This window comes from Pedobacter polaris, assembly GCF_005116505.1.
Classification (GTDB): domain Bacteria; phylum Bacteroidota; class Bacteroidia; order Sphingobacteriales; family Sphingobacteriaceae; genus Pedobacter; species Pedobacter polaris.
Window position 1 is genome coordinate 760,279 of record NZ_SWBR01000002.1, and the last position, 20,721, is coordinate 780,999.

The 20,721-nt window shown below is 40.8% G+C and carries 17 protein-coding genes; 5 read left to right on the plus strand and 12 right to left on the minus strand.

Going from position 1 to position 20,721, the window contains the following annotated elements; genetic code table 11:
• The first annotated feature begins 131 nt into the window (after nt 1-131).
• The 3 genes from FA048_RS09550 to FA048_RS09560 all read left to right on the plus strand — a co-directional run bounded on the left by FA048_RS09550 (nt 132) and on the right by FA048_RS09560 (nt 1,194).
• Entirely contained in the window at nt 132-494 is a 363-nt protein-coding gene (locus tag FA048_RS09550) for a response regulator transcription factor (protein ID WP_136840249.1), read from the plus strand.
• Between the two features lie 83 nt (nt 495-577).
• Nucleotides 578-775, plus strand: a complete 198-nt coding sequence (locus FA048_RS09555; protein WP_136840251.1) for a hypothetical protein — start codon at nt 578-580, stop codon at nt 773-775.
• 5 nt (nt 776-780) lie between these two features.
• Complete coding sequence (locus tag FA048_RS09560) at nt 781-1,194, plus strand: DUF1810 domain-containing protein (protein ID WP_136840253.1); 414 nt, start codon at nt 781-783, stop codon at nt 1,192-1,194.
• A 120-nt stretch (nt 1,195-1,314) separates the two neighbouring features.
• Here FA048_RS09560 and FA048_RS09565 read toward each other — a convergent pair whose 3' ends face one another.
• The gene (locus tag FA048_RS09565) at nt 1,315-2,271 is read right to left on the minus strand and encodes an NAD-dependent epimerase/dehydratase family protein (RefSeq protein WP_136840255.1); all 957 of its coding nucleotides are present in this window, start codon (nt 2,269-2,271) and stop codon (nt 1,315-1,317) included.
• 665 nt (nt 2,272-2,936) lie between these two features.
• Here FA048_RS09565 and FA048_RS09570 point away from each other — a divergent pair.
• Both FA048_RS09570 and FA048_RS09575 read left to right on the plus strand, forming a co-directional pair.
• Nucleotides 2,937-3,467: an Lrp/AsnC family transcriptional regulator gene (locus tag FA048_RS09570; RefSeq protein WP_205943462.1), complete on the plus strand. Its 531-nt coding sequence runs from the start codon at nt 2,937-2,939 to the stop codon at nt 3,465-3,467.
• A 125-nt stretch (nt 3,468-3,592) separates the two neighbouring features.
• Entirely contained in the window at nt 3,593-3,853 is a 261-nt protein-coding gene (locus FA048_RS09575) for a hypothetical protein (RefSeq protein ID WP_136840260.1), read from the plus strand.
• A 467-nt stretch (nt 3,854-4,320) separates the two neighbouring features.
• On the opposite strand, the gene FA048_RS09580 is transcribed toward FA048_RS09575, so the two are convergent.
• From FA048_RS09580 to FA048_RS09645, 11 genes are all read right to left on the minus strand, one after another.
• Entirely contained in the window at nt 4,321-6,279 is a 1,959-nt protein-coding gene (locus FA048_RS09580) for an OmpA family protein (protein ID WP_136840262.1), read from the minus strand.
• A gap of 30 nt (nt 6,280-6,309) precedes the next feature.
• A complete protein-coding gene (locus FA048_RS09585; protein WP_136840263.1) occupies nt 6,310-7,281 on the minus strand; it encodes a PorP/SprF family type IX secretion system membrane protein in 972 nt (323 codons plus the stop codon).
• 68 nt (nt 7,282-7,349) lie between these two features.
• Nucleotides 7,350-8,648 (minus strand): gliding motility-associated C-terminal domain-containing protein, encoded by a 1,299-nt coding sequence (locus tag FA048_RS09590; protein WP_169306843.1) that lies wholly within the window; start codon nt 8,646-8,648, stop codon nt 7,350-7,352.
• 4 nt (nt 8,649-8,652) lie between these two features.
• On the minus strand, nt 8,653-9,372 hold the full coding sequence (locus FA048_RS09595) for a hypothetical protein (protein ID WP_136840268.1): 720 nt from the start codon (nt 9,370-9,372) through the stop codon (nt 8,653-8,655).
• A gap of 12 nt (nt 9,373-9,384) precedes the next feature.
• Nucleotides 9,385-10,296 carry a hypothetical protein gene (locus FA048_RS09600; protein WP_136840270.1) on the minus strand — a complete coding sequence of 304 codons (912 nt, stop codon included), beginning with the start codon at nt 10,294-10,296 and terminating at the stop codon, nt 9,385-9,387.
• Nucleotides 10,297-10,354: 58 nt separating this feature from the next.
• Entirely contained in the window at nt 10,355-11,266 is a 912-nt protein-coding gene (locus FA048_RS09605) for a hypothetical protein (RefSeq protein ID WP_136840272.1), read from the minus strand.
• A gap of 9 nt (nt 11,267-11,275) precedes the next feature.
• Nucleotides 11,276-11,932, minus strand: coding sequence for a hypothetical protein (locus FA048_RS09610; RefSeq protein ID WP_136840274.1), 657 nt, complete (start codon nt 11,930-11,932; stop codon nt 11,276-11,278).
• Between the two features lie 63 nt (nt 11,933-11,995).
• Nucleotides 11,996-12,613, minus strand: coding sequence for a hypothetical protein (locus tag FA048_RS09615; protein ID WP_205943463.1), 618 nt, complete (start codon nt 12,611-12,613; stop codon nt 11,996-11,998).
• A gap of 104 nt (nt 12,614-12,717) precedes the next feature.
• Entirely contained in the window at nt 12,718-19,164 is a 6,447-nt protein-coding gene (locus tag FA048_RS19710; protein WP_169306845.1) for a collagen-like domain-containing protein, read from the minus strand.
• 241 nt (nt 19,165-19,405) lie between these two features.
• Nucleotides 19,406-19,714 (minus strand): hypothetical protein, encoded by a 309-nt coding sequence (locus tag FA048_RS09640; protein ID WP_136840278.1) that lies wholly within the window; start codon nt 19,712-19,714, stop codon nt 19,406-19,408.
• 298 nt (nt 19,715-20,012) lie between these two features.
• Entirely contained in the window at nt 20,013-20,612 is a 600-nt protein-coding gene (locus tag FA048_RS09645; protein ID WP_136840280.1) for a hypothetical protein, read from the minus strand.
• Nucleotides 20,613-20,721 lie beyond the last annotated feature (109 nt).

The window sequence follows — 20,721 nt, forward strand, 5'->3', positions numbered from 1 at the left end:
TTTTTATTTCTCTATTTTTAAGATTTACTGGCTACAATCTCCAAACGTTAATAACTTCTAAAAGGTTGAAAAGTATCGTAAACTTCTGATCATCATTAAAGTTATAGCTATACATCCTAAATAAATGAGCTATGAAAAAGTGCATATATGTAGTAGAAGACAATGCTACAATTAGAGAGATGATAGAGTTTTTGCTTATCGAAGAGCAGTATGATGTTAAAGTTTGTCCAAATACCAGCATGTTTTGGCAAGAGATGCAGCATCACAAACCAGATATGGTGGTGCTAGATGTGATGTTGCCAGATGGAAACGGTTTAGACATTTGTGCTAAGTTAAAACGCAATGTTAAAACATATGATATTCCGGTAATGATAATGTCGGCTGGTAATCAACTTAGCCAGATCAAAGCAAAATGCGAAGCAGAAGATTTTATCAATAAACCCTTTGATCTAAATGATTTTGTGCATCGTGTAGAACATCATGTACAGAACTAGTTTATTTAGTAATTACATACAAGTAATAATTTAGGTTAAACTTAAATGGCGACACTGTGTTTTAATATTAAAAATAACGAACCATGGAAAATTCACCTAAAGATCAACCAGGTCAAAATGAAAAGCAGTCTCAAGTTAATGATCAACTGCAGCAAAACGCAACTAAAGCCAAAGCAAACAAATATACACCAGAAGAAAAGAAATTTACAGATGGTGAAGGAACACCATTAGACAAGGCCATTGATGGTGACCTAACCAATCCTGCAACTAGAGGCGAATAGTTGGTATGGATAAGCTTGATCGATTTATTAAAGCACAACAGAAAGATTTTCATACTGCATTGGCAGAAATTAGAAATGGCAAAAAAACAAGCCATTGGATGTGGTATATCTTTCCGCAAATTGCTGGGCTAGGGTATTCAGAAACTGCCCAATATTATGCTATTGAGAACACAGTTGAAGCTGAAACCTATCTTAACCATCCTATTTTAGGGCAGAGATTAATTGAAATTAGCACTTCACTTTTGAATTTGAAAAGCAAAGATGCAAATTACATTTTTGGTAGTCCAGATCACTTGAAGCTGAAATCTAGCATGACCTTGTTTGCAGCTATATCAAATGCAGACCCTGTTTTTGAACAGGTGTTGACCATGTTTTTTAATGGAGTAAAAGATGAGCAAACGTTGAAGAGGTTAGCTTAATTGTTTTTAATGCTAATTATGTACTTATAAAATATGATGTTAGCAGGGCAGGCATCCACCATGCCCTGTTTTATTAATTAACTATTAAATCTAACATAAATATATAGTCTCTTTTGACTATTATGATGTCTTTTCTACCTTTACATTTTCCATCATCACGTTCACAATCTCATCAGTTCCAAATCTTGGTAGCCAACCCCAATCTTCTCTTGCAACATTATCATTGATTGAAGCAGGCCAACCATCTGCAATTTCTTGCCTAAAATCTGGCTCATAGCTGATTTCAAAATTTGGCTCAACCTTTCTAATTGCTGTAGCCAGTTCTGATGGAGTGAAACTTACAGCAGCCAAATTATAACTCGTTCTGATAGAGATGTTTTCTTTCTGTGTTTCCATCAGATCTAAAGTAGCCTTTACCGCATCATCCATAAACATCATAGGAAGTGCAGTATCAGATTTTAAAAAACAAGTGTATTTTTCACCCGCCTTTGCTTTGTAAAAAATATCAACCGCATAATCTGTAGTACCACCACCTGGCAATGTTTTATAGGAAATCAAACCAGGATAACGTAAGCTCCGAACATCAAGCCCGAACTTTTCAAAATAATACCTGCACCAATATTCGCCTGAAAGCTTACTGATCCCGTACACTGTAGTAGGAATAGTAAAAGCATTTTGACCACAATCCTCTTTTGGACTTTCTGGACCAAATACTGCAATGCTGCTTGGCCAGAAAACCTTTTCCACTTGATAGCTGACTGAAAGATCTAGCACATTCAACAGCCCATTCATATTTACTTGCCAAGCCATTCCAGGATCTTTCTCTCCACTGGCTGACAATACTGCGGCAAGCAGATAAATCTGGGTAATACGCTCTTCAACAATCACCAATTGTAGATATGCCTTATCCATCACATCTAATTTAACGTATTTTACGTCTTTTATATTCGCCTTTGCATACTCCAGCCTATCACAAGCAATGATGGCTTTTTCACCGTACTTATTCTTTAGCGCAACGGTAAGCTCATGCCCCAATTGCCCACAAGCACCAATTACTAATATTCTTTCTTCTTTCATATGTTCAAATCCAGTGTATATCCTCATCTTCGGAAACTACACGTTTGTTTCTTTTTCTATATATTTTAATACCCAAGGTTAGCACTCCTGCACACACCAAGACCAACATCAACTTCATCTTCAAGGTTTTCTTATCAAACATAATTGTACTTCCTTCCTCCTACTTGCACTCTTGTTCTTTTAAAAGTAGCTCTCTTCTGCTGATAGAGGTGTTCTTTTGTGAGTTTCATTTTTATAGCCACAGTACAGCAGCATTTAATAAAAGGTAGAAAATCAATCATCATCGTCTTACTGCTTTTATTTAATAAGCTTAGTCCTTTAACATCTGGGATTAGCGATTCCAAATTAGTTGTGTAATCGATATTAATTCCCTTGAATCTCCAAAGTTGTACTTGTTGAGTTGACACGCTATTTTGATATTATATTTGGTTGTTTCAAATTTCAGTGGATTGTTCGAAAGATTCTTAATGTTGTATAACTTTGGCAAAAACACTCAGTTTTAGTTTAATAAACTTCCTATTTATTTTGTACATCTTCTATTTTAACCCTTAAGCAGAATATTATTTTTTCACTTAACCAAAATTGACATTGGTGTAAGTTAATACTAGGCGCTAACTGCAAAAGTTTGACTGAATTTTGCATTAAGGAAAACTAATTTTATATATTTGAACCAGCTATTATCCCTATTATTTTTACCTAAAGAACGTCCAATAAGCTTTTGGCAAATAATGGATTCATACAAACCTGACCAAACAGATATCAAAATCCTCAACCTTCTTCAAACCGATGGGTTGATGACTTATAGGCAGCTCGCTAAGGAGACGCATAGATCACAAAATCCTATCGTAGAGCGAGTAAATCGCTTAAAAAAACTTGGTTATATTACCGGTACAGTTGCCCTGATTAACGTTAAGAAAATCAAGAGCGTGTTTACTGCCTTTCCAATGATCCAGCTTAAAAACCATTCAGAAGATACTTTTGTTTCTTTTCAGGAGTTAATGAAGCAACACTCCGAAATTATGGAATGCCATCATGTGATGGGTCAGTTTGATTTTATTTTGAAGATTGTAGTTGCCGATGCCAATTCTTATAACGAGTTCTTGCGCAAGAACATTAGTACACTCGAATATGTGTTACGTATAGAAAGTTTTCCGATGCTAGCCGAAATTAAGAGGGATACTGCTTTTAAATTATAACCAACATTTGGTTCATTTGCTAACCCACAGCATCCAACACGGCTAAGTGCTAATTTAAATAGTTAATAAAGCTATTGATAAAATCGACAGAAAAATGCTATTTTTAGACACACACAACGCTATAGATGAAATACCACTACCAGTTCGTTTCCAAAACTAAGGTCCGTATAGAGGTTATTCCCGAAGACAGAAAAGAAAGTAGCCTACTCGAAGCCCTCCTACAGGAAAATGAGGATAACAATTTAGAACTAACTGAATATTTTAGAAAGGGCTTATCTACCTATAATGGTGATGCTATCTTAACTAAGACCAACTTTATGAAATACCCAAAAGTTGCGCTCTGCAGTTTTGAGATATCCGTGGAGGCCATTGAAAATCTAAGCTAAAACAATAAAAAGCTAAAAAGATTCTGGTTTTGTAAAGGTCTGCAATTCAAGCAAAAATTAAAAAACCATGCGACCGGAGCTTAAACTATATCCCTATTTGTTCAAAAACTGCTCCTGGTCGACATGGTTAAGGTAATTAACTATTAAAATTCTTTTCTATCTAGCAATCAACTTTACGGTTTAATACTTACAATCATTGACATTCATTTTAGTCGTGTTACCTTTCTGATAACTGTTGATAATAAGGGTATGCAGGAAATAACTGATAACTCTCAATACCAGCTGTATTTCCTTTAATGCATACCCTCCATCAAAAAATCTGGAATGCTCATCCAAGCAGATTTCATACAGGGTTTAATAAGACGCTCAAACCATATCACCCGTATCGTACATCCAATCTAAATCCAGACATTGAATATCTTATATTAAATGATCTCAATTCATCTTATATTATTTATTTACACCTATCAATATTCTTTTATAATTTTAAATTCTGTTCTTCTATTTAACTGGTGTTCTTCATTTGAACATTTCACCCCATCGTTGCATTTGTTAATCAATTGCGTTTCTCCATAACCACGGGATATAACTCTGTTTTTTACTATACCCTTAGAAATGATATATTTCACAGCTGCATCAGCTCTTTTTTGTGACAATGCCAAATTATAGGCATCATTACCCCTACTATCTGTATGAGAGCCCAGCTCTATCCAAATGGTTGGATTATCTATAAGAATCTTTACCAATTTATCTAACTCAAATCCAGCATCTGTACGGATATTCCATTTGTTAAAATCGTAATAGATGTTCTCTAACCTGATGGCCTTGTTAATCTCAATCGGGGTTAAATAGAAGTCTTTTATCAATGATTTTTTTGTACGGAAATTAGTATCAGCGTATAAGAATTTAACTTTTTTTGCACTTACACGGTAAGAAATATCCTGGTCTATTTTAAACGAATAGTAACCACTATCGTCAGTTTGTACTTTAAGTACACTCCCATCCTTGGTTTTTAAAGTAGCTGTGGCAGCTGCAAGTGGTTGGCCAGTTTTTTTATTAAATATTTTTCCTTCAAGCTTGAATACTTCAGGTAATACTACTGGAATAGTTGGTAATGTAAAATTATAAATATCATCACTACCAAGGCCACCGGTACGGTTGGAAGAAAAATAGCCCGTTTTAGCCGAATTCATGTTATACGCAAAATCGTCTTGTGGTGAATTTATCGGATAACCAAGGTTAACCGGCTTGTTAATGATGTACTCTTTAATGGTAGATTTAAAGATGTCTAAACCTCCCATACCCGGATAGCCATCGCTACTAAAGAATAAAATAGCAGCTTCATCTAAAAAAGGGCTACGTTCATTATTTTCAGTATTAATTGCTGCAAGATTTAAAGGAGTAGCCCATTCGCCAGTAGTATTTTTAGTAGTGGTATAAATATCTGTACCACCTTTACCACCAGGCTTATCAGAAACAAAGTAGAGTGTTTTTCCATCCTTACTAATAAATGGATCACCTACAGAATAGGTATTGACATTATTAAATTTTAAAGCAACAGGTGTTTCCCAAGTGTTTCCATCAGCAGCTTTCTTACTGCTATAAATTTCTACATTTACTGTAGCCAGTTTATCTTTACTATAATCTAAATTTTGGGGTATTCGGGTTAAGGTAAAATACATTTCTTTGCCATCAGCAGTGAAACTAGAAACACCGATATGGTATGCAGTACCTGCATTAAATGGAAAAAGTTGCACACTGTCATTACCTACCTTTTGGTAAAGTCTGAGGTATTGATTACCTGTCCACCCATAAACGTGCTGGTCAGGCATTTTCCCTATACCAAACTTTAAGAAGGGTTTTTCACTTTTGGTATGGTCTTTAATATAATCTTCCCTATCGGAAGTGAATATGGTGTTGCTATTTATTTTAACAGCACCCCAGTCTGACTTTGCACTATTCAGTTCTTTAGCATTTTGAATTTGAATTGCCATTGGGTTTTGCATCCACTTTAATGCCGAATCGCAAGACTGCAACCACAAATCTTTTTGTCTTTGAGACACATCGCCTTTTAAATTAATATAGCGCTGTAACTGTTGTTTGGCTTCAGTGTATTTGCTATTGCTAATTAAGGTTTGGGCATAACCTAAAACATGCTTAGGTGTACTTGTTGGCATGCCAGCAACAGTAGCATACCAGCTTTGGGCCTGTACATAGTTTTTTGTTAAGTTATATCCCTCGGCTAATCGTTCTGCAGCATGTAATGTATTTTTCTTTTTATAAGCCTGCTCATATAAATCAATAGCTTTGATATAATTATATAAACGGTATTGTTCATCGGCCTCATGTAATATATACTGTGCTTTTGCCGACAGGTTAAACATTAGCAATACGGCAGACAAACTTATCAGTAATTTTCTTTTCATATTTCTTTTCTCTATAGGATACATACCGAATTAGAAGTAGCGAGGGGTAAGCATTCTTGTGCTTTTGTTTTTGAAATAATATCCAATAGATATCTCATGTGTACTGCCACTATAACCGCGTAACGCACCTACAGAGAGATCGTAGGCGTACCCGATGCGAAGATTATTTACTGGAAATACCTCCATTGCACCTACAACAGCATTTCGCTTGGAAAGACCGTTTTGCAAATAGCTTTTATCATATAATTTAACCCCTGTACGATAAGAGCCACCAAGCCAAAGTTTTTCTGCTAATAGCACAAAAGCATTGATATCTAAACTTGTTGGACCACCACGATCATCCTTTAGCAAGAATGAAGGTTTAAGTTGAACATCATTAGATAAGGGAATTAACATTCCAGCGGTTAAATAATAATGTGGTTTGGTCTGCAGCGTAAAGCTACCAGACTTTACTTTAGTTGCCTGAGCAATTAAGTTATCTACAGAAAAACCTGCATAAAACCTATCATCAGCATAATAAACTCCTGCCCTTGCATCTGGAACAATTTTACTTTGCATACCTGTGGGTTGTTCCTGCTCAGCATCATTAGTGTTAAGCTTTGATCCATCGATTCCCAATTGTACAATTCCAATGCCTAGCCCAAGTGATAAACGAGCTGTTTCATCTGTATTTACCCTTAAACGGTAGGCATAATTTGCATAGGCTGACAGGGTACTTTGCGCACCAATTTGATCACTTGCAACTTGCAATGCCAAACCAACATTACCGTTATTTGCAATAGCATCTACTGCAAGCGACATACTTTTAGGAGCCCCAGTTATGCCAGTCCATTGACTTCTATAAAAGCTATGCAGATTTAATTGTTCCTTATATCCCGCATATGCGGGATTGATGTAAATTCCGTTAAACATGTATTGGCTATACTGAGTCTCTTGTTGAGCACTTACCTGCTGGGCTCCGAACATCAATAATCCGGCTACTACTAATTTTATGTTTTTCATTCTAAATGCTTTCTAAGCCAGGTTACCATTATAGATTAATATTTAATTTCGGTCTGACAAGTGGCTATTTAATTTTTTAATGATTTCATCAATGTGATATATCCCTTAAACACCTGCCACTCTGAGTTTTGGTTCTCTTTTACACGTATAACGTAGAAATAAGTACCTTCATTTAAACCCTCTCCTGCCCATGTATTTTTATAATTGGTCTGTTTAAATACCTCGTTGCCCCAACGGTTAACCACAAGCAGATCGTTTGCTGCGAAGTGTTCTAAACCTCGAATTTCAAATACATCATTTGTACCATCGCCATTTGGCGTAAAGAGGTTAGGGATTACCAATGAACCTGCAACTGTATATTTGGTAAACCAATTGTCATTGTCTGTTAAGCCTGTAAACACATCTGCACCTAAAGTGGTATGGATACCGTAGCGTGGATTGGTGCTTTTTAAGTTGTTCCATTTTGTACCACCAGCAAATTGGGCAATAACAGCATTAGGATCCTTAAATAATGCTCCATTTGTGTTGGTATTGTGCTGTAAGGTCATATCTACCTTTAATGGTTTTAACCCATAGATATGCCAATTTCTATCCATGCCGAGCTCAGGCTTAAGCCCACTTACAAATGACCCTGTATAATTCTGAACACCTACATAAAGGGTTCCGGCAGTTAATGGGCTTAATGTTACCGGAGTGTAATCGCCTTTGGCAATGCCCAATGGAAATACAAATGAAGAATTGCTACCATATTCTTTAACCATGTGGCCAGCAATGCTGTTGCTGGTAATCACCATCCTGTCAGCGCTATAATTAGTAATTTTACCATCACTGTTAAAAACCAGGTTATTACCATTTAGCAAAATATTGGCATTGTTTACGGCAAGGTCTAGTGTTGACCCTATTTTAAATGCTGCCGCTAAAGCCCCTTGTGGGTTTATTGTTGCGTAACCAGGATCGTTAATATCCGACAAAACCATGTTATCATCATTTCGGTGCTCTACAAGCATCCCGATAAAAGCGCCATTGTTACCATCTATCTTGGTTGGGCCTGCAGGCATTTGTTCATAAAATGGATTGGATCCAGAATTGTAGATGATAATCTTTCCGGCTCCGCTAAAGGTTGCACCAGGTGCAATCCAAATATTTTTGCTGTAAATCTCTAAAGTGCCATCTATTTGCCAATGGGCATTAGGACCAAAGTAACTTCCTTCAGAAAAACGCAGTTCTGTAGTACCTGCATTAATATGCATTATAGAATTGTCTACCGTCATACTGCCTACTCCTGTTTGTGCCAGAAGCCCCGAAGTATGACCTAGCAACGTTACTGACAATAGGATTTTAAATAAAATGTATCTTGATTTTTCCATGTTCTTAGTGTATAAAAATGTCCATTCTTCTATCTGATGCATTTGTTGCCACTGAGCCACTTGTATATAATACCCTGAAAATAATGGTATGTGACCCTGGTGCTAGTGAACCTGACCAAGTTGCTACTGATGAATGTCTAGGTAACTCGCCACTTGCAGCATTTATGATAGTATAATTTCTCGTATTTTGGGCTACGCCATCAATTACAAGATTGTATACACCATTGGTATATACGTTAACCCCATTACTGTTGCACATAGGAACAAAGTTGGCTGTTACCAGTACATTTTGTTTACCAGCTAAGGTAAAGGTGCTGGTTAGCTCTGCAGGTGTATTTATTGTGAGTGTTGAAACATCATCAACCGCAACTGAAAATGTTTTTGAATTTTGACCTACCCAATTTGTGCCATTATAGGTATAAAGGCTCTTTTCATCAGAATTATATATCGTTCTGCCAGGGTTGGGGCTCGATATCGCATTCATTTGCACTGTAGTAAAAGCCTTATGTTCTCCAAATTCTACTGCTTTTAATACTCCTGTAGTATTTGCAGTAACTACTTTATCAGAGGCTGCTGCACCGATAGTTGTATTGATATCACGAACTCTTAGGTTCCCGGTAGCAACATCCAGTTTTTCGGTTGGCGTTGTGGTACCAATTCCGGTATTTTGCGCAAATGAAATACTTGTTAACAGCATTAACATTACAATTAGTATTATTCTCATTATCTTATATTTTTAGTCTACACGGGAAATATTAATTATATAATTTGCAGTTCTCCCATTAGCTGACTGCCAAGTAGCCACTTGACACTGAATAACCTGACCAGCATTAAGTTTGACTACATCTGTAATATTCAATATATCATTCGATACGCTTACAACAGCCGCACTAATCTTTGTATTACCGCCACTATAATATGGTGCTATAGGACCAGTACCGGCTAAAATCCTTGCTCTTCCCAGATATGTAGTACCGTTGTTTGGTTGTGGAAAATTGACACTAAAACTGACTTGATATAATCCTGTTTGAGCAGCGGTAAACGTAGCTGAAGTAAATTCATTCAGGTTATCAAAAGTTTCAGTCCCTGCACCATTATTATTGGTATAGTAGAATTGATTGTCTGATACAAAAGTTACATTACCAGTTACTCTTACGGCACTCACTGAAGCAGCAGTTTTTAGTTTTAAAACACTACTTGCATCCACTACTACCGTCCCTACGCTGCTTGTGGCACCTTGTAAACCACTTATAGCCAATGTATTTGCAGCGGATGTAGCAATTGTAGTAGGAGCCGATAATGTTCCGCCTAATCTAACATCACCCGCAACAGCATTTAAGCCATTACTTGCCGTTGTAAGTATGGGTACTGCAGGTGTACTTGCCAAGCCATTTACTGTTGATATTAAGTTGCCATTTACTGCTGTTAAGATATTGGTTGTAGTTACAGTTTTTAAAACACCATTGGCATCTGCTACCACTGTTTTATCTGTACCTGCTACACCAGGGCTTGTACCGATATTGCGGATCCTCACGTTTCCAGCAGCAACATCTAGCTTTTCTGTTGGCGTTACAGTACCAATTCCTGTATTTTGGGCAAATGAAATGCTTTTTACCAGCATTAGGATTAGGATTAGGATTAGTCTCATATTTAATATTTATGGGGTGCTTTGATGTATAGATTAGCAATTAAATGCAATAAGAGATTTAATCAACCCTAGTGATGCTAACAACATACTTTCCTGTAAGTCCTCCGGTAGTCTGATAAATACCCGCTTGAAACTGAATAACCTGACCAGCAGTAAGTTTGACTATATCTGTAACACTACATATATCACTCAATGCCGTTCCAACAGCCCCACTAATTTTTGAATTACCGCTAGTATAGGTTGATGGTGTAGCAGCGTTACCGGATAAAACGTTCAGTTTTCCCAGATACGCAGCACCATTGCTTGATTGTGCAAAATTGACACTAAAATTGAATTGATATAATCCTGTCTGAACAGCGGTAAACTGGGCTCCAGCAAATTCATTCAGGTTATCAAAAGTTTCAGTCATTGTACCATTATTATTAATAAAGTAGAATTGATCATTGTTTGTAAAAGTTATATCACCAGTTACTCTTACGGAACTTATTGAAGCAGCGGTTTTTAGTTTTAAAACACCGTTTGCATCCACTACTACTGTTCCTACACTGCTTGTGGCATTTTGCAAGCCACTTGCAGCTAATGTATTTACAGCAGATGTAGCAATTGTAGTAGGAGCCGATAATGTTCCGCCCAATCTTACATCAGCCGCAACAGCATTTAAACCATTATTTGCCGTTGCAAGTATGGGTACTGCAGGTGTACTAGCCAAGCCATTTACCGTTGATATTAAGTTGCCATTTACTGCTGTTAAGGTATTGGTGGTAGCTAACGTTTTTAAAACGCCATTGGCATCTGCCACTACTGTTTTATCTGTACCTGCTGCACCAGGGTTTGTACTGATATTACGGATCCTTACGTTCCCAGCAGCAATATCTAGCTTTTCGGTTGGTGTTATAGTACCAATTCCTGTATTTTGTGCAAATGAAATGCTTGCTGACAGCATTAACATTACAATTAATATTATTCTCATTTTGTTATATTATAATGGTGTAAAAATGATATGAAGAAAGGCTTTTCCTTGGGAGTAAGCTGTTGAGTTACCTGTACTTGTTTGAATATAAATGAGATCATTAGCCTCTAGCTGCACCACGTATGTCCCATTCATAGTGTATCTATTACCAGACAAGATTATTCCCCCAACGGTCAAGGTATTCATTGCAGAAGAGGGGCCAGCTTTTATACTAATAACATAACTTCCAGCTTCAACCTCATTGAGTAAAGTACCGGTAACAATCTGATAAACCCCCTTTTTTGTTACTGTAAAAGTATTGGTTGTTGCATCCCAAGTACCTGCAGAAGTTTTAATAAAATTAACTGTACTGAAAACGGTCTGATTAAGCGTATTATTTCCAGACAAAGATGTTGTTAAATCTGTGTTTTGCTGGGCATTAAAAATATTTACAGGTACCTTTAAAGCCTCTACAAAGTCTGTGGTCTTAACATTCAATACATTTCCATTATTATCAGATAGTAAAGTATTATATAAAGTTGCGTCTGTAGTACTGGCAATTGACCTGATCCTTAAATTACCATTTACATCTAGTTTTGCAGTAGGCGTTAACGTGCCAATTCCGGTATTTTGTGCAAATGAAATGTTTTTTAAAAGTATTAACATTACAATTAGTAGTAGTCTCATGTTCTTTATATTAATATATTGATAAACGTATACAGGCAGTCTCTAAATTTTAACAGAGTAATCTTATAAAGGGGTAAAAGTGATATATAAGAAGGCCTTTCCTTGTGAGTAAGGAGTTATGGCGCCCGTATTTGTATAGGTATAAATGGTATCATTAGCGTTTAGAAGCATCACATAATTACCATTTGTAGCATATTTATTCCCAGTCAGGGCAATTCCTCCAACAGTCAATAAGCTCGATCCAGCAATAATGTGCATTACATAATTTGCTACCTCAACCTCATTAAGTAAACAGCCTGCAACAATCTGATAAATTCCCTTCTTTGCCACTGTAAAAACATTGGTTGTTGCGTTCCAAGTACCTGCAGTAGTTTTAATCAGATTAACGGTACCAAAAACAGTCTTATTAAACGTATTGAGTCCAAGTAAAGGGGTCTCTACATCTGTGTTTTGCTGCGCATTAAAAATAGTTGTCGGGATCTTTAAGGCATCAACAAAGTCTGTGGTCTTGACATTCATTACATTTCCGCTATCATCAGACAGTAAAGTATTATATAAAGTTGCATCTGTAGTACTGCTAGCTGACCTAACCCTTAAATCGCCATTTACATCTAGTTTTGCAGTAGGCGATATTGTGCCAATTCCGGTATTTTGCGCAAACGAAATGCTTGTTTCGAGCATTAACATTAGAACTAGGATTAGGATTAGAATTGTTCTCATATTTTATTTATTGATCTACAATGGGTGCAAATAAATTATTTGCACCCATTGTAGTTTTCCTTAGCTTATTTTTTATTTGATGACATTTGCTCTAATCTTATCAATCGTGCTTTCATCTCGTCTACATCTTTTTTCATTGCACTGATTTCTTGATTTTTGCTTTCAATTTGCTTTTGTTGCTCGATTACATGGAGGTATAATTCCTCTAATTTTTCTAAAGACTGAACTGATAATTCAGTTAAGTTGAAAGAATATCCATCTTTTGTTTTAAGCAAATCTTTAATTGAGGTTACCCCAGGCAAATGCTCATTTTTCTTAATGTACTCTTCCACCTCTTTTAAGGTTTTGAATTTATAATCAGCTTTAATTATAGATGATCCTCTAAAATAATCTTGAAACACATAATCAGCATACACACTAAAGGCAGTTCTGATTGAACCATTTACTGCAAGTTTTTCCCCTGCTGAACCAAACATAGCGTTCTGTCCGATGGCAACATTACCAGTGTGGTATATAGCCTGAGCATCCGTAGTTGCCTGTACAGTACCACTTTGAACAAACCAAGGTTCTACTTTAAGTGTTGTTAGGTCTGAAGTTACTTCAGAACCATTTACGCCTATTGTTAACAAATTCGTACTCGTATCAAAGGCACTTAATAAACTTCTTACTGTTGGTGCGCTTGAACTCACTCCATTTACAACTGATGTCATAATATTACCTGTACTTGACAAAGTATTCGTGGTTGCAGGAATGACTGCATTTACAACATAAGCGTCTGTACTTGTTCCTGTACCAGTAATAGTAACATTTGAACCTGCAGTAGTTTTACCTCCAAGACCATCTGCACCAGTTGGGCCTTGTGATCCTTGGATACCCTGAGCTCCAGTGGCACCATTTGCCCCGGTTAGTCCTATTGGACCCTGTGAACCTGTGGCTCCAACCGCTCCATCAACACCGTTTGTTCCATTTGTTCCGGCTGCACCTGTCAATCCGATTGGACCTTGGGGACCTGTTGCGCCAGTGGCACCGGCCGCTCCGGTATCACCTTTATCGCCCTTGTCTCCTTTTATACCTTGGATGCCCTGAGTTCCGGTTGCACCAACGGCTCCGTTTGCTCCGGTCAATCCTATTGGACCCTGGGAACCTGTGGCTCCAACCGCTCCATCAACACCGTTTGTTCCATTTGTTCCGGCTGCACCTGTCAATCCGATTGGACCTTGGGAACCTGTTGCGCCTGTGGCACCGGCCGCTCCTGTATCACCTTTATCTCCCTTGTCTCCTTTTATACCTTGGATGCCCTGAGCTCCGGTTGCACCAACGGCTCCGTTTGCTCCGGTCAATCCTATTGGGCCCTGTGAACCTGTGGCTCCAACCGCTCCATCAACACCGTTTGTTCCATTTGTTCCGGCTGCACCTGTCAATCCGATTGGACCTTGGGGACCTGTTGCGCCAGTGGCACCGGCCGCTCCGGTATCACCTTTATCGCCCTTGTCTCCTTTTATACCTTGGATGCCCTGAGCTCCGGTTGCACCAACGGCTCCGTTTGCTCCGGTCAATCCTATTGGACCCTGGGAACCTGTGGCTCCAACCGCTCCATCAACACCGTTTGTTCCATTTGTTCCGGCTGCACCTGTCAATCCGATTGGACCTTGGGAACCTGTTGCGCCTGTGGCACCGGCCGCTCCGGTATCACCTTTATCGCCCTTGTCTCCTTTTATACCTTGGATGCCCTGAGCTCCGGTTGCACCAACGGCTCCGTTTGCTCCGGTCAATCCTATTGGGCCCTGGGAACCTGTGGCTCCTACTGCTCCATCAACACCGTTTGTTCCATTTGTTCCGGCTGCACCTGTCAGTCCGATTGGCCCTTGGGAACCTGTTGCGCCTGTGGCACCGGCCGTTCCGGTATCACCTTTATCGCCCTTGTCTCCTTTTATACCTTGGATGCCCTGGGCTCCGGTTGCACCAACGGCTCCGTTTGCTCCGGTCAATCCTACTGGACCCTGGGAACCTGTTGCCCCAACCGCTCCATCAACACCGTTTGTTCCATTTGTTCCGGCTGCACCCGTCAGTCCGATTGGACCTTGGGAACCTGTTGCGCCTGTGGCACCGGCCGCTCCTGTATCACCTTTATCTCCCTTGTCTCCCTTTATACCTTGGATGCCCTGGGCTCCGGTTGCGCCAACCGCTCCGTTTGCTCCGGTCAATCCTATTGGACCCTGTGAACCTGTTGCTCCAACCGCACCATCAACACCGTTTGTTCCATTTGTTCCCGCTGCACCCGTCAATCCTATTGGACCTTGGGGACCTGTTGCGCCTGTGGCACCGGCCGCTCCTGTATCACCTTTATCTCCCTTGTCTCCCTTTATACCCTGGGCTCCGGTTGCGCCAACCGCTCCGTTTGCTCCGGTCAATCCCATTGGGCCCTGGGAACCTGTTGCCCCAACCGCTCCATCAACTCCGTTTGTTCCATTTGTTCCGGCTGCACCCGTCAGTCCAATTGGACCTTGGGGACCAACCGCACCAGTTGCACCGGTCAATCCTATTGGACCCTGTGAACCTGTTGCTCCAACCGCTCCATCAACTCCGTTTGTCCCATTTGTTCCGGCTGCACCTGTCAATCCGATTGGACCTTGGGAACCTGTTGCGCCTGTGGCACCGGCCGCTCCTGTATCACCTTTATCTCCCTTGTCTCCCTTTATACCCTGGGCTCCGGTTGCGCCAACCGCTCCGTTTGCTCCGGTCAATCCTATTGGGCCCTGCGAACCTGTTGCCCCAACCGCTCCATCAACTCCGTTTGTTCCATTTGTTCCGGCTGCACCCGTCAATCCGATTGGACCTTGGAGACCTGTAGCTCCAGTGGCACCATTTGCTCCAGTATCACCTTTATCTCCCTTGTCTCCCTTTATACCCTGGGCTCCGGTTGCGCCAACCGCTCCGTTTGCTCCGGTCAATCCTATTGGTCCCTGTGAACCTGTTGCTCCAACCGCTCCATCAACTCCGTTTGTTCCATTTGTTCCGGCTGCACCTGTCAGTCCGATTGGACCTTGGGGACCAACCGCACCAGTTGCACCGGTCAATCCTATTGGACCCTGTGAACCTGTTGCTCCAACCGCTCCATCAACTCCGTTTGTTCCGTTTGTTCCGGCTGCACCCGTCAGTCCGATTGGACCTTGAGCTCCGGCCGTACCTTGTGGCCCAGTTGCACCGGTTAATCCTATTGGTCCCTGTGAACCTGTTGCTCCAACTGAACCCGCTGCTCCGGTATCACCTTTATCCCCCTTGTCTCCTTTTAATCCCTGGATACCCTGGGCTCCGGTTGCACCAACCGCTCCATTTGCTCCGGTCAATCCCATTGGGCCCTGCGAACCTGTTGCTCCAACCGCTCCATCAACTCCGTTTGTTCCATTTGTTCCGGCCGTACCTTGCGGCCCAGTTGCACCGGTTAACCCTATTGGTCCCTGTGAACCTGTTGCTCCAACTGCTCCGGTATCACCTTTATCCCCCTTGTCTCCTTTTAATCCCTGGATGCCCTGGGCTCCGGTCGCACCAACCGCTCCACTTGCTCCGGTCAATCCCATCGGGCCCTGCGAACCTGTTGCTCCAACCGCTCCATCAACACCGTTTGTCCCATTTGTTCCGGCTGCACCCGTCAGTCCGATTGGACCTTGGGCTCCGGCCGTACCTTGTGGCCCAGTTGCACCGGTTAATCCTATTGGTCCCTGTGAACCTGTTGCTCCAACTGCACCGGTATCACCTTTATCCCCCTTGTCTCCTTTTAATCCCTGGATACCCTGGGCTCCATTTGCTCCGGTTAATCCCATTGGGCCCTGCGAACCTGTTGCTCCTACTGATCCATCAACACCGTTTGTTCCGGCTGCACCTGTCAGTCCGATTGGACCTTGAGCTCCGGCCGTACCTTGTGGCCCAGTTGCACCGGTTAATCCTATTGGTCCCTGTGAACCTGTTGCCCCTGTATCTCCCTTATCACCTTTCAGACCCTGAGCCCCAGTTGCACCATCCAATCCAGCGGTACCCTGAGGTCCAACTGCTCCAGTGGCACCTACTGCTCCGGTTACTCCAATATCTCCTTTATCGCCCTTGTCTCCTTTTAACCCTTGGATACCTTGAGCTCCAGTTGCACCAACTGCTCCGTCCAATCCAGCTATACCCTGAGGTCCTACTGCTCCGGTTACTCCAATATCTCCTTTGTCTCCTTTTAATCCCTGGACACCTTGAGTTCCAGTTGCACCGTCCAATCCAGCGGTACCCTGAGGTCCAACTGCTCCAGTGGCACCTACTGCTCCGGTTACTCCAATATCTCCTTTATCGCCCTTGTCTCCTTTCAAACCCTGGATGCCCTGAGCTCCGGTTGCACCGTCTATTCCATTTGTTCCATTTGCTCCTGTTGAACCAGTTAAGCCGATTGGACCTTGGGGACCAACTGCTCCTGTATCTCCCTTGTCACCTTTCAGACCCTGGGCCCCAGTTGCACCGTCCAATCCAGCTATACCCTGTGGACCAACTGCACCCGTTACTCCAATATCACCTTTGTCTCCTTTTAATCCCTGGATACCCTGGGCTCCGGTTGAACCAGTAGCACCTACTGCTCCGGTATCTCCCTTATCACCTTTCAAACCCTGAGCCCCAGTTGCACCATCCAATCCAGCGGTACCCTGAGGTCCAACTGCTCCAGTGGCACCTACTGCTCCGGTTACTCCAATATCACCTTTGTCTCCTTTTAAACCTTGGATACCCTGAGCTCCCGTTGCACCGTCTATTCCATTTGCTCCTGTTGAACCAGTTAAGCCGATTGGGCCTTGGGGACCAACTGCTCCTGTATCTCCCTTGTCACCTTTCAAACCCTGGGCCCCAGTTGCACCGTCCAATCCAGCTATACCCTGTGGACCAACTGCACCCGTTACTCCAATATCACCTTTATCTCCCTTGTCTCCCTTTATACCCTGGGCTCCGGTTGAACCAACTGCTCCGTCCAATCCAGCTATACCCTGAGGTCCAACTGCACCTGTATCCCCTTTGTCACCTTTCAGACCCTGGGCTCCGGTTGCACCATCTATTCCATTTGCTCCAGTTGAACCAGTTAAGCCGATTGGACCTTGCGGACCAACTGCTCCTGTATCTCCTTTCAAACCCTGAGCCCCAGTTGCACCATCTATTCCAGCGGTACCCTGAGGACCAACTGCACCAGTGGCACCTACCGCTCCGGTTACTCCAATATCTCCTTTATCACCCTTGTCTCCTTTTATTCCCTGGATACCTTGAGCTCCGGCTGCACCAACTTCACCTGTATCTCCCTTGTCACCTTTCAGACCCTGAGCTCCGGTTGCACCGTCCAATCCAGCGGTACCCTGAGGTCCAACTGCTCCAGTGGCACCTACTGCTCCGGTTACTCCAATATCTCCTTTATCGCCCTTGTCTCCTTTTAACCCTTGGATACCCTGAGCTCCGGTTGCACCGTCTATTCCATTTGTTCCATTTGCTCCTGTTGAACCAGTTAAGCCGATTGGACCTTGGGAACCAACTGCTCCAGTCTCACCTTTTATGCCTGCTACATAGTCCGTTGCAGTTTTGGTTTCGTTGCCAGGAATTTCCTTCCAGATCTCGAATGCAGATTTACCTGCTGCACCAACTGCTCCAGCATCACCTTTTATGCTTGTGGCATAGTCCGTTGCAGTTTTGGTTTCGTTGCCGGGAATTTCCTTCCAGATCTCGAATGCGGATTTACCTGCTGCACCAACTGCTCCAGCATCACCTTTATCGCCTTTTAATCCTTGAATACCCTGGGCACCAGTTGCACCAACCGCTCCCGCCACTCCAATATCACCTTTATCTCCCTTTAACCCTCGGAGACCCCGAGCTCCAGTTGCACCGGCTAATCCAGCTGTACCCTGGGGGCCAGTTGCACCTGCTATGCCTGGTGCACCAGTATCACCTTTATCTCCCTTCAAACCCCGAGCTCCGGTTGCACCGGCCAATCCAGTTGCACCCTGGGGCCCAACTGCACCTTGTATACCTTGTGCTCCAGTATCACCCTTATCTCCTTTTGGACCGCTGATATTAAGCCATTCTCCTGTTTCAGCATTATAAATCCAAGTACCACTGTCATTTTTAACAATGGTAACTCCTACGCCAGTACCTTTGGGTATCCCTGTTTCTCCAATGTGATTTTCAATTTTTATCGTTCCTGTGTTTCCTTTAACAAAAACCCATTTTGAACCATCATTGTAATAAATACCTGGAACAACATCAGCATTTTTGGCTGTATTGTATACCATCATTCCAGCTATGTGCATAGAAAGCGGTAAAGGATTTGTGCTTTCAATTAAAGCAACCCTTGCATGCAAAAGACCCTTATTGTTACTTTCCAGTTCTAATAAAGCATCCTTACTTGCCAAATTTCCGTTCGAAATTGTTCCGTCTTTTATTTTCTGCTGAGCATTAACAGACAATGCAGCAAGCATAAAAGAGAAACCTAATAGTAATCTTTTTTTCATTGGTAGAGTAATTTAGATGTATGATAGATTAGCATTCACTGTATAATACAGCGCACATACAACAGGGAAATTTAGTAGTGATGTTTTTTCATTTGATAGCGTAGGGTCCTTTTAGCTGTGGGCATGGGCCCATAACTAATTATATTTTTTCTACAAAAATGCGCTTAGTGTAACTTAAGCTGTATGAAAAAAAAATACGCAAATCTACTGCAAGTCAAATAAGTAACTGATAATCAATTTTTTACAAACAGTTTAAAATAAATAGATACATATCTTCAGAAGAAGGGATATTGAATTTTTTCCTAATTCGGTACTTTCTAGATTCACCTTGGTCGTTGTTAAGAGCTATTTGATCATTTCCAAACTTACTATCACTCATCACCAACTTGGCAATTTTATAATGACGTTTTAAGACATTCGATCCCAGCATTCGTTCAGTCTTTGCATTTTCTTGCCGATCTGAAACAATAGTATCCCTTATTTTTTGTTGCCCTTTACTGGTTAGGAGAAACAACATAAGAGATAAACTTAAGAGTAGACGTTTTTTCATATTTAGATAGAGAATTTTACACGTTTGATTACTTCATTACAAAAGCGTTCCATATGTCAATATCTAATACCAAGACTCCTTACCAAAACCGACCAAATATCACTTAACAAACTCATAATCAGCAGATAACTATCTTTATTTTAATTAAAAAATAGAAAATTTATTGCTGAGTGCATCTTTTATAGAATGGGTATGTTGTTCTATAATTTCCTCAAAATGAGGTCTTTTTAACTATAAATCCCCAAAAGAATATCCATTATGTTTTGCGAAATGAATAATTGGAAATTAGATTAGAAAATTATTTCTTCAAAGTGAATTCTATATAAATGGTGAGTTCATCTTCAAGAGCTTCTAAACGAATATTCGGATCACTTATTCCAAAATCGCTCAACCTAGTAAATAACTTTCCCTTTACGGTTATGGTTCTTTCGTTATCAACAACATATATCAAATTCATTGGTGAAGACTTAACCAACTTCATTGCTTTTAAATCTCCAACCATATGAACTACCTTCATCATTGGGAGAATCATTAAATTGGTTTGTGTAAATTCAATTGTATTACAACCGCTACTTTGGAATGCATGTAGTATCAATGTTTCTATTTTATTTCCATTACTATTTAGCGGATCGATTTTCAGACTGAGGGAAAAATCTCGAACTCCCTCCATCACTTGTTCATTTGCAAGAAATCTTGCATCCATCTTAAAGGTTTCTATAACCAACTTCCAATCCTTATACTTCCCAGAGCCAGCAATAGCTATTTTTGGATTAAGGATCTGGTAACCTGCTTCTGTGTTATTAAACTTGGCAGAAAATTTTAGATATTTAGATAAATGTGCACTAGCCAAAAAAACAGCGAACATAATAGAAAAACTCAGTAGCAATGTTTTTTTCATTCGGTAGCATCATTTAGGTGTTTGTACACAAGCCTAAATTAATTAGGTTTTTTTTACAAAAATGCGTTGGACCTAACTTACTCGTAGGGAAAAAGAATACGCAAATCTA